Genomic DNA, 14695 nt, shown 5'->3' with positions numbered 1-14695 from the left:
AAATAAAAATATCTAAAAGCAGCCTTATTTATTTCAAAATAAGGCTGCTTTTTATTTAGAAAATATTATTACTTCTATCAATTCCCACACCCACCAATCCTTGCCATAAAATTTGATCCACTTTTGGCTTCAAAACCTGGATTAAAAGTCAGTGAATTTCCTGCTTTATAAGTTACACTTGCAGGCGAGAATATTTTATTGCTCGCTGTGATGGTTGTATTGGCTATTTGTAAGGTACTTGTTGTAAAATTTGTAGTTAAATTTAATACGGTAGAAGGTGTGCCTACTAAAACCAATTTACTCGCAACTCTTGGAGGCAAGTGATTGGTACTTTCACAACCAACATAATACACTGTATTGACTGTTGGGTTTAGGCTTACGCTACTTCCACTCGCTACTACGAAACCGCCTGTAAATGAGGTGTACCAATTGGTGGTATAATTGACTGGGCAGGTTGCTGTCAATGTAACTGATGAACCAGAGCAAATAGCGGTGTTATTAGTGGTTACAACGGCTGCTGGCGGTGCAGCAAAACTAACATTGGCAATAATACTTGATTTGATGCTCGGCTCACAAGCTGAGTATAATTCAAGTTCAAGATTTGAAAAATTTACATTACTGGATGGAAATCTTCTCGCAATATTTACATCGTAGTTCTGTACTTTACAACTATTGGCAGGTACTGTGAAAGGACCAAATTGAGAACCTGTACTTCCTGCGGCCGAAATCAATAAATCGTTTAAATTTGTCTGCGGCACAAAGCCCAAATTGTAAGTACGCTCTTCGGTAGTATTATTATTACAAAGTTTGATTTGAAACGAAGCTGGAGTTCCCAAAGTTACATTCGGAATCGTGATATTGCTTTGATTGCTACCAACGATTTCTAAGCGAGGTTGGTCTCTTTGATAGCCACTTTCGTAAGGGCATGAGGTTCTACTACCACTTTGTAACTTAAATAGCGGTGTACCAAACATAGGGTCACGGTAGATATTAATTTTTAACAAATCTCCTGGATCGTTATCTTCTAAGTGCATAGTCATGGTTTGAGTATTGCTGCTTGTGGCACTATTGGTTTGTCCATAACTTTTGCTGGTGCGTAAATTATAGCCAAGTGAAAACCCAGAGCCTCCAATATTTACAACGGCTTGTACACCAACATTCCCTTCAATATAATTATCTACTATAATTGTGTTGGTTTGACTGGTACTTACGCTGGTGGTTCGATCTAAATAAGGAGCTCCACCTGATAGATTTATTAGACCATAGTCAGGATTTGGTATAGTTGCATTAGCAACATTGGCATCATTGATGGCTATGAGTTGCTTCCAAACACTCAATTGATTCTTTGCATCTATTCGTTGCTTTAGGCTAAGGGCGTTATTAAGGGTATCTAACGCAAGTGAATTAATTTCATTTATAATACCACTACGTGTAAAGAAATTGAGCCTTTTGGAGTTATCAATGGGTACCATAGCAAGCCCCTTTTTCACATAGGTACCGTAATTGGAGGATGGGTCAATGACCAATAAATCATAGACGGCATAATTAAAATCAAGTCCTTCACATATAAATATATCTTCACCCGAACCTGGTGTTGCTCCAAATCCTGTCGTGGAGGATATACAGGTTTCAGTATTTTTCATCCTTACATTCGAGCTTCCTGCCGTTACAGACGCTGTAAATTCAACATATGCTTCAATATCAATCGTAGCGACAAAGCCAACACTACCTTTGAATCCAAGTTTGACCGAACCACTACCTGTATTGGCCAAACTTTCTGTAATACTATTTTCTACAGATTGGCAAGATGTTTTGTTTATTTCAAACTTGCTATAACTTTGGTCGCCTGGAGGAGCATGAAGTACAGTAACTGGTAGTGATGGTTGGGTAATGATTCGTGGCTGCCCTGAATCGTTCAAAACTAATGGTACATTTGGCTCTTTTACGCCATCTACGATAAAAGGTAATACCATAGTGTATTGTTGTAAACCGTTATTTTGTTGAATTTCAAAACCAAATACTAACCATGCTTGCGAACGAGCGTTTGTAAAAGTATAAGTGCCTTGATATTTGTAAGTTCTGGGTTCATTAATAAATTCAACAAAAGGTAGGTTAATATAGGCATCATAGGCATAATTTTGCTCATTTTTCCCTATTCCTCCTGATAGATTTTGGTAATTGGTAATGTGCGAATCAAAATATGGTGCGTACATATTTAGATTGAATTCAACACTAATCGTGACGGGTTTGCCAGCGGTGGCTTTGAATCGGGAAAATGGACCCAGAGCATTTAAGGTATTCCCTATCCATCCATTGTTTGCTGCTTGTATAATGTCATTAGTACCAAAGTTGGCTGAGCCATAATAAGTATTATTTCCAGCCACACTACCACCTGAACTGGTTACTTTGAGGGTGCCAACCGCTCCATTTATACCCAAGGGTTGAATCCATTGACTAAAACTTGTTACTGTGTTAAGTAGTATGAATAAAATTGTAATGATGCCAAAAATGTTTTTTACAAAATATCTTTTCATAGTAGTTATTATTTGGGAGAATAGTTTGAGAGTTTGAGTTTCTACTGAAAAATTTTTAAAAAAGCTTCACTTTTTCTTCTTGAAAGAGCTATTTTTTCATTGTTTTTTAGTGAAATCCTTCCATAGCCCGATTGGGCTTTATTTTCATAGTCAGCCATAAATTCAAGATTAAAAATGGTTGAGCGATTGGGTCGGAAAAAACCAAAATCTTTCAAACGTTTTTCGATTATTCCTAAAGTAGTAGATGACATAATTTTACTACCATCATTCAAATAAATGATGGTATAATTGCTGTCTGATTTAAGCATCAGAATATTAGCTGGCGAGATATTCTTTCTACTGCCGAGGTGAATGAGCTTATTAGTTTTCATGGTTTTGATGCTTGTTCGTCTGAATTGAGAAACCCACAACATTTCACTAAACTATCCCAAAAAGTTTATTTTGGAAATACATCATGGACGAAGACCGTTAGAAACTGTCCGAAAGTATTGAATTATTTACCGAAGACGAGTAGTAAAAAACCTTATAGATTTCGAGAATCTAAAAGGGGTGAAAGAAAGGTAAAAAAGGCTTAAATAGTTTGTAGTTTTGCCAATAATTCTGGTCGTAGTTCTTTGCTTAAAGGTAAAATTTTATTACCGATGGTGATGTTATTATGGTTAAACTCATTGATTTCTTTGAGATTTACGATATATGAACGATGAACTCTTTGGAAACTCTTAGTTGGCAACTTTTCTTCCATATTTTTAAGAGTATTTACCAAAAGATAGTTTTTGTCTTTCGTAAAAACTTGACAATAATTGCGGTCGGCTTCAAGATAGAGTATGTCGGCAATGAGAATTTTGCACATGAGGTCGTTTTGTTTTACAAAAATTCGGTCTTCTAATTTAAAAACATTTTGTTCGACTTTTGGCTCACTATTTTCTTGTAAGATTCGTACAGCTGCCAATTCTAAAGACCGTTGTAAATCTATTTTTTTGAAAGGTTTTGATATAAAAGCATAAGGATTGGTTTCTTTTGCTCGATTAAAATGGGCATCGTCACTATTAGCTGTCAAGTAAATAATTGGAATTGGTACTTCTTGTTGTAGTTTTTTTGCAGTGTCTATACCATCCAATTCTCCTTTTAAATTAATATCCATCAACACCAAATCAGGTTTCTCATTTTGAACTACTTTTATTGCTTCTTCGCCTCTTGGAATTATTCCAATTATTTCATAACCAAAAGATTCTAACTGATTCGCTAAGTTGGCTGCAATCAACATTTCGTCTTCAATAATTAATATTTTGAGTGGACTTTGCATAGTTTAAGTTGCTTTTTGACGTTTAAAATTAATTGAAATCATCGTGCCATTATCATTTTTTTCATGAAAACTTCCTTCAATTTGGCGAGTAAGTAATTCTACCAATTGAGTGCCAAAACCCGTACCAATTGTTTTTGTATTCGGGCTTTTACCAATGCCATTATCGCTAATTTTCAAACTTAAATTATCTTTATCTAAATTTTCTAAGCTTAATTTTATATTGCCTTTTTTCTCATTCGGGAAGGCATATTTTAAGGAATTTGTGAGTAATTCATTGATTATCAAACCCACAGAAACAGCAGTATCAACATCTAATTCGATTTCTTCCATGTTAATATCAACTTCAATTCTATCGGTTTGGTTATAAGAATCGAGTATATTTTCAGAAAGATTTTGAAAGTAGTTTTTCATTTCGATAAAGCCCAAATGTTCACTTTGATAAAGCTTTTGGTGTAGAATTCCCATACTTTGTACTCGATTTTGACTCGCAAGCATCGCATCTTGTATTTCAGGGTCATTAATTTTGGCAGATTGTAGTGCTATTAAGCTTGCTACGACTTCCAAATTATTTTTTACTCGGTGGTGAATTTCTTTCAAGAGCAACTCATTTTCGGCGTTTTTGGCTCTCAATGATACTTGTGTAGCTTTAAGCTGTGCTACAGTTTCTTCTATTTCTTCATTTTTATCTTTTAATATTTTATTGGCTTGTTGTTTTTGTTTGTTATTCTTATACAATATTAAGGCAATACCTATCATGATAGTTATTATGCCAATAAGAATCGAAAGCCTGATTTTATTTTTATTAAGAATATTTTCCGCTTCTATTTGTTGAGCTTTTTCTTTTTCTTCGAAATTGATGGAAAGTAATTGACGAACTTTGTCTTGGCTGTATAAACTGTCTTTTGCAGTTACTGCAATGGTATAGTATTTCAAGGCTTCAGTATCGTTTTTGCCCTTATACAATTTCGCTAAATATTCACTACTTTTCAATATTCCACCCAAATAAGCTCCTTTTTGAGCAAAAACTAATGACTGTTTTGCAAAATATAAAGCCGAGTCTGACTTTTTCGTTTTTTGAAATAATTTTGCCATTCTAATAGAGCTTTCAAACAAATCAGAAAACCTATTTTCAGTGACGGCATTGCTTATGCTTTTTTTGTAAAATGAGTAGGCTTGCTTAAGATTGTTTTCGGCTAAAGCCATATCCCCCAACAAATAGTAAATGGTTGTTAATATACTTTCTTTAGTTGCCTCTGCCAATGGCAAGGCTTGGGTGAAATAGAATTTGGCTGAGTCTAATTGATTCAAATTTAAAAAACATTCACCCATGTTGGAAAAATACACAGGTTTTGAGCCCGCTGGAGGGTTGGGGAGTGTATTATAAATCACAAAACACTCCTTCATGGTTTTTAATGCTTTTGGCCAATCGCCTTGCTGCATAAAGAGGTCGGCTTTATTGTTTAGAATAACCGTTTTTCGGTAATCATCACCCAATTTTGAGTTTAATTCAAATGCTTGATTATACATTTTCAAAGATTTTGCATAATCGCCTAAAAACTTAAAAGCAGCAGCTTTGGTACCCAAAGCCCGAGCTTCTCCACCTAAAAATTTAAGTTTTTGTGCTAATTCAACGGCTTGTTGAGCTAATATATAGGTCGAGTCTGGCTTGGTATGTCGATATTCAAAACCAAGTTCATTAAGTACTATTACCCGATTCGTATCATTAGGAAGTTTTTTTAGCAGTTGTAAAAGACTGTCTTTTAGTGATATTGACTGTGCATTTACAGTAAATACAGATTGAAAGATGAAAAAAACGAATAGAACATATTTTCTCATGAATAATCTGTGTTTTTTGAATATTTTTTCTGTGTAAATTAGACAAAACTTTTTATAAATAGCTTTCACAGAATCTTACTTTTTTGGAAGTTAATTTATCCGTAAAATGAACCAACATTTTTATATCATTTATTTCATCAAAATTGCATTGCAATGATTGATTTTAGTTGATTCTTCTTAATGATTTTGAAAAAGAAAAATACTAAAAGGTTGATTCAAAGGTAGGAGATAAGAAGTTTTGTATGTTTGTCCTTTTGACCAATCATTTAGTCTATTGGGTCAAAACTTAGCTTATTGTTGCAAGAACGAAGTTTTAGCTATTTAATTTACAATAGCTTTACATAAGCCTCTCAAATAAACTGAGTTTAGATAATAATTGTAAATTAAATAAAATTCTCTGCTTTATATGAATCTACTCTTGAATCTTAGTAAATAGGTTTTATAAAACTCCCTTCAATACCTCAACTAAAGCCCATAAATCCACTTCGGAATTATAGACATTTTGCGAAACACGAATGGCAACCCCTCGATTAGAAACAAAAATTTTATTGGCCGAAAGTTTTTCTGTAAAAGTTTGATTATTAATTGATTGTGGTAAGGAAATACCCAATAAATGATTAGCTCTGTTTGTTGAATCTTCAGCCCAACAACCTAACTCTTGAAGTGCTTTTAAGGGTTTTTTGATGATTTCAGCACAGTAGTTTTGCATATTTATAACGCCCCAATTTAAGATTTGAGTAAGTGAATCTTCCAGCATCGGTACTTGAATAAACTGCGTATGTTCTCCCATATTGTAGCGTTGGGCTTTAGGCCTGTAAGCTCGCTCGTAACGTATCAGTTGAGCAAAATTATCGCTTTCGGCTCGATGCATCCAAGATTCTTCAACGGGTACACCTTCATCAAAAAACTCTCCAAAATATGCTACCCCGATGCTGTATGGGCCCAAAAGCCATTTATAACCTGCACAAATAAGGGCATCTGGCTGAATTTTCTGAATATCAAAATCAAGAATCCCCACTGATTGAGTGCCATCAATTACCAACAATGCACCTACTTCTTTACAACGTTTCGAAATAGCTTCCAAATCAAACTTTACTCCGTATATCCAATGGATATTTGGCATGACAACCATTGCCGTTTCTGCATTGATACCTTCCAAAATTGCATGATTCCAAAGACCACCACGATTTTCAAGAATATCAGGTTTGGCGATTGTTTTGTAGGTTAAATTATGTTTTTGACAAATACGGTCAAAAGCATAAACATTATTCGGAAACTCATCTTGAATCTGAATAATATGTTTTTTAGTTGAAAGATGAGGGAGTCGATGAAAATTATTGGCAACAACCGCCATTCCATAAGAAACAGATGATATAACGGCAATTCGCTCATAATCAGGCTCGTTAATGAGCTGAGCAAAAAGTTTTTGTACTTTCTGAGGTAGAGTAAAATGGTCGCTACCTTTGATGAGGTGTGTATGTGAAGCTTTTAGCTGAATTCCCTCAATCCCTCGTTCGACCGAACTTTTTAGGGTAGGAGAGTAGGCCGCACCATTTAGATAGGTAACACCATCTTCGATTGAGAATAGATGTTTTTGGTTGTTTAAAATCATATTTTTTGTTTGCAGATGATGATTAGTAAACAACTGTGGCACACTTCAAAGTGTGCCACAGTATATCATGCTACAAAAATAATCAAATTAATCATACCTTTCGGGTTTGTAAAGACCAATGTCTATACTATTTTTTTGATTTTCAATAATCTCTTGTACTAATTTGCCAGTGGCAGGAGCAAGGCTCAGACCCATCATGGCATGACCAGATGCTATTACAAGATTTTTATATTTGTTAGTTCGGCCAATATAAGGTAAGCCGTCAGGCGAGCATGGGCGTAAACCATACCAAACCTGTTCTTTTTGTGGCACAGCTATCTGATAATCAGGAAAGTAATTTGGCACTGATTTGATTATTCCTCGCACACGATTCATATTAATTTCATCATTCAAGCCCCCAATTTCCATTGTTCCGCCAAAGCGAATTAGGTTATCAGACATGGGTGTGATAGCTACTCTCGCTTCCAACAAAATTGATGGGATATTGAGTTTTTTGCCTTCGTTTTGCTCATAAGTTACACTATAACCCTTTCCAGCTTGCATCGGCAAACCGATGTTGAGCATATCAGCTAAGAGCGGAGACCATGAGCCAGTAGCGATGATTAAGTTCTGAGTTTTGAGTTCTGAACGGTTCGCCGTGCGATTCTGAGTTGCTTCGCCTACTGATTGTTTTATTTTAATACTTTTTATCTCATTTTTTTCAAATTCAAAGCCTGTTACTTCAGTATTGTAGAGGAATTTTACCCCTTTGTTTTCGAGGTGTTTTTTTAGGTTTTTTACTAATTGATTTGGATACAAATGAGCATCACCCTCATAAAAAACAGCTCCTGCTACATCGGGCTTTACTTCTGGTTCAAATTCGTGTAATTCTTTGGTAGAAAGAATTTTAGTTTTTAAACCAAGTTCGTTGGCTTGGTGTGCCACTTCAACTTCCTCTTCAAAAGTATGCTGGGTTTTGCATAGCATCATCAAGCCTTTTTCTTCAAAAGCAAAATCGAAATCTGCGGTTTTTGCCAAATCTTGATATAAAGCTTTGCTTAACAAACTAATATCTCGAAGTGCTGGCATGGCTTGTTCGACTTGCTTTTTGTTAGCAGCTTGATAAAATTTCAAACCCCAAGAAATTAAGTCGAGATTTAAGCGGGGTTTTACATAAAATGGACTTTCAGCATTAAACATCCATCGAATACCTTTTTCAATCATTCCAGGAACTGCCAATGGAATAAAATGACTTGGAACAATCATACCTGCATTGCCCATTGAGCAACTATCATCGCCATTTGAGCGTTCGATAATTGTCACTTCGTATCCTTGTTTATTGAGGTAATAGGCTGAAAATAAGCCAATTACTCCGCTACCTATGATGGTTGTTTTCATTTTTATATTTGTTAATTAAATCACCTGAAACCCAAACGCATAAGGGTCGTCTTGGTCGTCAATAGTGATAGTATTATTGCCATAAATCCTTGCCCAACCTTCGATGCTTGGATAAATTGCATCAAACTCTCCAACTTTAGTTGTGCCTTCAATTCTACCGATAAACTTACTTCCAATAATACTTTCGTGAATAAATTCATCGCCTTGTTTGAGTTTACCTTTAGCTGCCCATTGAGCCATACGTGCCGAAGTTCCTGTACCGCAAGGTGAGCGGTCGATGGCTTTATCTCCGTAGAAAACTGCATTTCGAGCGGTTGATGTTGGATCAATCACTTTTCCTGTCCATTCAATATGGCTAAGACCATTAATCGTTGGATTTTCAGGATGGATAAAAGTATGTTTTTCATTGATTCTTTCACGCAAAACTTTTGCCCATGTGATTAATTGATCAGCTCGGTAATTTTCCAAACCTGCAAAATTCTCCTGTACATCCACAATTGCATAGAAATTTCCACCGTAAGCAACATCAACTTTCAAAGTCCCCAAATCTGGACATTCAACTTCAATATTTTCAGCCGCTAAAAATGAAGCAACATTGGTTAACTTTACCGATTTTACTTTATTGCCTTCTTGTTTATATTCTATCATAACTAAGCCCGCAGGTGCTTCCATTCGCACAAAACCTGGCTTTTTGGGTTGAATAAGCCCGTGTTCAATAGCAATTGTAATTGTGCCAATCGTCCCATGTCCGCACATAGGAAGGCAACCCGATGTTTCGATAAATAAAACTGCTACATCGTTTTGTGGGTCATGTGGTGGGTATAAAATACTTCCCGACATCATGTCGTGTCCTCGTGGCTCAAACATTAAACCTTTACGAATCCAGTCATATTCACGCAGAAAATGCTGACGTTTTTCAGACATATTTTTACCTTCTAAATTTGGCCCTCCACCAGCTACCAAACGAACTGGATTCCCACAAGTATGGGCATCTATGCAAAAGAATGATTTATTCATGATTAAATCTGCGGTAAAAAAGGTCTTGTTGCCAAAGAATCATTGATTATTTTCAAAATTCGCTCTCTTTCTTCACCAGCCAAAGGTAATCTTGGTTCACGTACCCATTCAGTGCCAAGTCCAGTTGCTACTTGTGCAAGTTTGATATTTTGTATAAATTTAGTCGAAACATCTAAGTGCATCAACGGGAAGTGCCAACGATAAATAGCACGAGCTTCTTCGTAGCGACCTTGTTTTACTAATTCATAAATTACAACCGTTTCACGAGGAAAAGCATCAACCAAACCTGCTACCCAGCCATCAGCACCCATCACGAGGCTTTCATAAGCTAAATCATCAACACCTGACATGATTTTAAAACGTCCGCCAAACTCATTGATAATATCAGTCATGTATCGCACATCTCCAGTAGATTCCTTCATAGCCTCAAAATGAGGATTCGCTGCCAAATCATGGAACATTGGAATCGAAATAAAGTTTTTATAAGCCAAAGGATTGTTATAAGCCAAAACTGGTAAATCAGTAGAATCAGCGACACGGTGTAAATAATGAAGAATCTCACGTTCATCAGCTGAATAACGCATCGGTGGTAATAGCATAAAACCATCAGCACCCGCTTGTTCATAAGTTTTAGCGAGAGCCACAGCCTCACGAGTGATACATTCTGCTATACAAATCACTAATGGCACACGCCCAGCGATTGTTTTTTTAGCTGAATCAAGAAGTGTTAGTTTTTCGTCATTTGTAAGCGTTCCATTTTCGCCTAATGAACCACAAATAATGATACCATGTACTCCAGCTTCGATTTGTTTTTCGATGTTGAAATTGAACATGTCTAAATCAAGGCTTTCGTCTTGGAAAAAAGGAGTTGTTACGGCAGGATAAACGCCAGTCCATGTTGGTTTCATTTGCTAATTTTGAATGAGTGAATGATACAAGCGGAACGCCGCCCGTTTTTGAATGTAGTGCAAAAGTAATAGTCAGAAAAATCAAAAACTTATCCTAATTTCGCTAATAGTTGTACTAAATTATTCAAAAAATAAAATTGTACTTTAATATTGAGGTAAATTAGTATTTAATTTGTGTTTTTTATTCAATCATTTAAAATTAGCTTTGAAACCCCTATTATTTCGAATACCAAAAACTGAAACAGAGTCATTCAGAGTGCAGGTTGATGATTTGCCATATTTTTATGATACACTGCATTTTCATCCCGAATGGCAAATAACGCTTGTTTTGGAGAGTACAGGGACGCAGTTTGTGGGTGATAATGTTGAGCGTTTTCAGCCTTTTGATGTTTATTTCTTGGGAAGTAACTTACCGCATGTTTTTAGAAATGATTCGGAGTATTATTCCGAAAATCAACGAGCGTATTCCATTTCTGTCTATTTTCGTGGTGATTTATTGGGTGAAAATTTCTTTGATATTCCCGAAACTTTGCATTTAAAAACACTATTATCCGAAGCATCAAGAGGGATTCGTATAAGAAATAATGAACCAAATGCCTTGACAGTTTTAATAAAATCAATAGCAAACAAGCAAGGTTTTGAAAAGTTGTTAACTTTTTTGCAGATTTTAAATGAAATAGATATTTCGCCTAATAAAGAATTTTTATCAAGCATTACTTATCAATCTCCACAGAAAGAAGTTGATAATCAACGGATTAATGCAACATTTGAGTTTTTGATGAAAAATTTTGAGCGAGAAATTTCATTAGAAGAAGTGGCCGAAATTGCCAACCTGACACCTAATGCTTTTTGTAGATTTTTTAAAGTTCGTACGCGTAAAACTTTTTCTGATTTTTTGAATGATATCCGAATTGGTCACGCTTGCCGAATGCTACAAAACAATGAAAAAAGCGTACTGGAAATCTGTTTTTCAAGTGGTTTTAATAATGTTTCTAACTTCAACCGACAATTTAAGCGACGAATGAAAATGTCGCCGAGTGCCTATTTGAGGCAATTTTAATTCTACGCAGCGAAAACCTGTAAGGTCTAAAAAAGACCTCGCAGGTTTTGTTATCGAAAATATTACTGCTTCACTTTCGGCTTAATAATCAATCTCAACGATTGGTCATAAGTAACATAATTCCAAAGCCAGTTGATAAATACCATTACTTTGTTTTTAACGCCTAAAATCGCCATTAAATGCACAAACATCCATACATACCATGCAAAAGCCCCTTGAAATTTCCAAAAAGGTAGGTCAACTACGGCCAAATGCCTTCCAACTGTTGCCATCGAACCTAAATCTTTGTATTCAAAGCCAATAGGCTCTTCTTTTCTCAGAATTTTCAAAAGGTTTTTAGCCAATAATTCGCCTTGTTGAATCGCAGGTTGTGCCACTTGTGGGTGTCCATTCGGGAACTTCGGGTCGCCACTCATCAAAGCAATATCACCCACTGCAAATACATTTGGTAAATCTTCTACTTGATTAAAAGCATTGACTTTCAGTCGATTACCACCACCATATACCTCTTTTGGAAAACCCTCAATTGAATTACCTTTGATTCCTGCTGCCCAAACGACATTATTTGTCCTGATTTTTTCGCCCGATTGCGTGTAAGCATATTTTCCATCAAAATCTGTGATTCGTACACCATTACGAACGATTACACCCAAGCGTTCGAGATACTCTTTACTTTTAGCCGATGCTTCGTCAGACATTACTTCCAAAACTTCAGGAGATGAACCAAATAAATAGATTTTCATCAGATTGAAATCCAATTCTGGATAATCTTTAGGCAAAATGAGGCGTTTCATTTCGGCCAAAGTTCCTGAAACTTCAACACCAGTTGGACCTGTTCCGACCACAACCATATTCATCAAACCTTCACGAGTATCTGCATCGGTGGCTGTGAGTGCATCTTCTAAATTTTGTAAAACCTTGTTTCTCAGATAAATAGCTTCCGAAACAGACTTCATTGGCATTGCATTTTCAATAATATTCTGCATTCCAAAGAAATTGGTGTCAGCCCCCATTGCCATCACCAAATAATCATAGCTGAGTTCGCCCAACTCCGTTTCTAAAGTTTGCTGGTCGGTATTCACTTTTAGCACTTTCGTAATACGAATATGCACATTAGGTTTATTTTGAAAAATTTTGCGAAGTGGAAACGAAATGGAACTTGGTTCGAGTCCAGCCATTGCAACTTGATAAAAAAGCGGTTGAAATTGGTGGTAATTATTTTTATCAATCAACACAATCTGTAAATCACGTTTGGCGAGTTTTTGTGCAAGAGCTAAACCACCAAAACCTGCACCTACAATCACGATGCGAGTTTGGTTAGTTTCAGGAATATTTGGAGTCATATTTCAATTATTAATTATGTTAGATTTGACTACTTTTTAAAAGTTGACAAATCTGTTCAAAAGTAAGCCTTTTTGCTTGGTTTTCCGCAATATTCTTACTGAAATTGTTTAGGTCTTCAATCCTTTGTACCTTTGTATTTTAAAATAAATTGAACTGAGGCAAGGGTTCAAACCCCCTCCTCAGTTATTGACCATTGACGAATTTTGAATTTCAAAGAAAATTTACAAAACGAACCCATTTTTGAACTGATTGCACGCTCGGCAGCCGAAATAAATGTTGATGCTTATGTGATTGGAGGCTATGTTCGTGACCTTATATTAAGCCGTCCAAACAAAGATATTGATGTTGTTTGTGTTGGAAGTGGTATTATGTTGGCTGAAAAAGTTGCTAAAAATCTTGAGACTTTTGAGGGGCGTGAGCATGTCTATGTCAGTTTTTTCAAAAATTTTGGTACCGCCCAAATCAAATCAGGAGATATAGAGATTGAGTTTGTTGGAGCAAGACGTGAATCTTATAGGCATGATTCCCGCAAACCATTGGTTGAGGATGGCACACTTGAAGACGACCAAAATCGCCGTGATTTTACCATCAATGCTCTTGGTATTTCGCTTAATAAAAATAATTTTGGTGAATTAATCGACCCTTTTGGTGGCGTCGCTGACATTAAAAGAAAGCTCATTCGCACACCCCTCGAACCAGAGATTACTTTCTCTGATGATCCTCTCCGCATGATGCGTGCTATCCGATTTGCATCTCAATTAGGATTTGATATTGATGGAAAAACTTTTGATGCCATTTCAGCAATGAAAGACCGCATCAGTATTGTTTCACAGGAACGCATTACAGATGAATTGAATAAAATCGTGCTATCTAAAGTTCCTTCTTATGGATTTAAATTACTTTATTATACGGGGCTTTTACAACTCATTTTTCCTGAATTTTGTGAACTACAAGGAGTAGAAACAATGGATGGAAAAGGCCATAAGGATAACTTTTATCACACCCTGCAAGTGCTTGATAATGTGGCTGTAAAATCAGGTGATTTATGGCTAAGGTGGGCAGCTATCTTGCATGATATTGCCAAACCTGCCACTAAACGATTCCATCCAAAAGTAGGTTGGTCTTTTCATGGACACGAAGAATTAGGTGGAAAAATGACACCTATCATTTTCCGAAAGCTAAAACTACCTTTAGATGGAAAAATGAGAATGGTGAAGAAATTAGTTCGTTTACATCTTCGTCCGATTGCTTTGGCAAAAGAAAGCATCACTGATTCTGCTCTGAGAAGATTGTTGTTTGAAGCAGGTGAAGATTTAGAATATTTGATGATTCTTTGTCGAGCCGATATTACTTCTAAAGACCCAAATAGGGTACGAAAGTATCTCGCAAACTTTGATAAAGTAGAAGAAATGCTTGTGGAGTTGGAAGAAAAAGATAAACTTCGTAATTTTCAGCCAATAATCACAGGTGAGTTAATCATGGAAGTATTTGATTTGAAGCCTTCTAAAGAAGTTGGAACAATAAAATTAGCTTTACGAGAAGCAGTTTTAGAGGGCATTATTCCAAATGAATTTGAGCCGTCTTTTGAATATGTACTAAAAGAGGGTGAAAAATTGAATCTAAAACCTGTTAAAAGTAAGAAAGAAATTGAGTCATTGATGAATCAATCAATTTGACTTTTTCAATACAACACCTAAACTAAAA

The 14695-nt window shown here is 35.9% G+C and carries 11 protein-coding genes; 2 read left to right on the top strand and 9 right to left on the bottom strand.

The window, feature by feature from the left end:
• Positions 1-77: 77 nt before the first annotated feature.
• The 8 genes from ACQUQZ_RS15650 to ACQUQZ_RS15615 all read right to left on the bottom strand — a co-directional run bounded on the left by ACQUQZ_RS15650 (position 78) and on the right by ACQUQZ_RS15615 (position 10587).
• Positions 78-2534: an immunoglobulin domain-containing protein gene (locus ACQUQZ_RS15650; RefSeq protein WP_435355961.1), complete on the bottom strand. Its 2457-nt coding sequence runs from the start codon at positions 2532-2534 to the stop codon at positions 78-80.
• Positions 2535-2575: 41 nt separating this feature from the next.
• Positions 2576-2905 carry a LytR/AlgR family response regulator transcription factor gene (locus ACQUQZ_RS15645; RefSeq protein ID WP_435355960.1) on the bottom strand — a complete coding sequence of 110 codons (330 nt, stop codon included), beginning with the start codon at positions 2903-2905 and terminating at the stop codon, positions 2576-2578.
• Positions 2906-3105: 200 nt separating this feature from the next.
• Positions 3106-3837: a LytR/AlgR family response regulator transcription factor gene (locus tag ACQUQZ_RS15640; RefSeq protein WP_435355959.1), complete on the bottom strand. Its 732-nt coding sequence runs from the start codon at positions 3835-3837 to the stop codon at positions 3106-3108.
• A 3-nt stretch (positions 3838-3840) separates the two neighbouring features.
• A complete protein-coding gene (locus tag ACQUQZ_RS15635) occupies positions 3841-5673 on the bottom strand; it encodes a tetratricopeptide repeat-containing sensor histidine kinase (RefSeq protein WP_435355958.1) in 1833 nt (610 codons plus the stop codon).
• A gap of 439 nt (positions 5674-6112) precedes the next feature.
• Positions 6113-7285, bottom strand: a complete 1173-nt coding sequence (locus ACQUQZ_RS15630) for an aminotransferase class V-fold PLP-dependent enzyme (RefSeq protein ID WP_435355957.1) — start codon at positions 7283-7285, stop codon at positions 6113-6115.
• Positions 7286-7372: 87 nt separating this feature from the next.
• A complete protein-coding gene (locus ACQUQZ_RS15625) occupies positions 7373-8662 on the bottom strand; it encodes an NAD(P)/FAD-dependent oxidoreductase (protein WP_435355956.1) in 1290 nt (429 codons plus the stop codon).
• Positions 8663-8677: 15 nt separating this feature from the next.
• Positions 8678-9679: a 4-hydroxyproline epimerase gene (locus ACQUQZ_RS15620; protein ID WP_435355955.1), complete on the bottom strand. Its 1002-nt coding sequence runs from the start codon at positions 9677-9679 to the stop codon at positions 8678-8680.
• Between the two features lie 2 nt (positions 9680-9681).
• A complete protein-coding gene (locus ACQUQZ_RS15615) occupies positions 9682-10587 on the bottom strand; it encodes a dihydrodipicolinate synthase family protein (RefSeq protein ID WP_435355954.1) in 906 nt (301 codons plus the stop codon).
• A 205-nt stretch (positions 10588-10792) separates the two neighbouring features.
• Here ACQUQZ_RS15615 and ACQUQZ_RS15610 point away from each other — a divergent pair, with 205 nt between their 5' ends.
• Positions 10793-11647 carry an AraC family transcriptional regulator gene (locus ACQUQZ_RS15610; protein ID WP_435355953.1) on the top strand — a complete coding sequence of 285 codons (855 nt, stop codon included), beginning with the start codon at positions 10793-10795 and terminating at the stop codon, positions 11645-11647.
• Positions 11648-11709: 62 nt separating this feature from the next.
• On the opposite strand, the gene ACQUQZ_RS15605 is transcribed toward ACQUQZ_RS15610, so the two are convergent.
• Positions 11710-12990 (bottom strand): NAD(P)/FAD-dependent oxidoreductase, encoded by a 1281-nt coding sequence (locus ACQUQZ_RS15605; protein ID WP_435355952.1) that lies wholly within the window; start codon positions 12988-12990, stop codon positions 11710-11712.
• Between the two features lie 204 nt (positions 12991-13194).
• Between ACQUQZ_RS15605 and ACQUQZ_RS15600 the strand changes: the two genes are divergently transcribed.
• On the top strand, positions 13195-14667 hold the full coding sequence (locus ACQUQZ_RS15600; RefSeq protein ID WP_435355951.1) for a CCA tRNA nucleotidyltransferase: 1473 nt from the start codon (positions 13195-13197) through the stop codon (positions 14665-14667).
• The last annotated feature ends 28 nt before the right edge of the window (positions 14668-14695 follow it).

Origin of the sequence: Emticicia sp. SJ17W-69, from assembly GCF_051209875.1 — a bacterium.
Classification (GTDB): Bacteria; Bacteroidota; Bacteroidia; order Cytophagales; family Spirosomataceae; genus Emticicia.
Note: the sequence above shows the minus strand (reverse complement) of the source record. Positions and strands in the feature narration are given on the sequence as shown.

Bases quoted from the DNA above. Each gene is read 5' to 3' on its own strand.
- ACQUQZ_RS15650 (WP_435355961.1), bottom strand. From the start codon at position 2,534: ATGAAAAGATATTTTGTAAAAAACATTTTTGGCATCATTACAATTTTA.
- ACQUQZ_RS15645 (WP_435355960.1), bottom strand. From the start codon at position 2,905: ATGAAAACTAATAAGCTCATTCACCTCGGCAGTAGAAAGAATATCTCG.
- ACQUQZ_RS15640 (WP_435355959.1), bottom strand. From the start codon at position 3,837: ATGCAAAGTCCACTCAAAATATTAATTATTGAAGACGAAATGTTGATT.
- ACQUQZ_RS15635 (WP_435355958.1), bottom strand. From the start codon at position 5,673: ATGAGAAAATATGTTCTATTCGTTTTTTTCATCTTTCAATCTGTATTT.
- ACQUQZ_RS15630 (WP_435355957.1), bottom strand. From the start codon at position 7,285: ATGATTTTAAACAACCAAAAACATCTATTCTCAATCGAAGATGGTGTT.
- ACQUQZ_RS15625 (WP_435355956.1), bottom strand. From the start codon at position 8,662: ATGAAAACAACCATCATAGGTAGCGGAGTAATTGGCTTATTTTCAGCC.
- ACQUQZ_RS15620 (WP_435355955.1), bottom strand. From the start codon at position 9,679: ATGAATAAATCATTCTTTTGCATAGATGCCCATACTTGTGGGAATCCA.
- ACQUQZ_RS15615 (WP_435355954.1), bottom strand. From the start codon at position 10,587: ATGAAACCAACATGGACTGGCGTTTATCCTGCCGTAACAACTCCTTTT.
- ACQUQZ_RS15605 (WP_435355952.1), bottom strand. From the start codon at position 12,990: ATGACTCCAAATATTCCTGAAACTAACCAAACTCGCATCGTGATTGTA.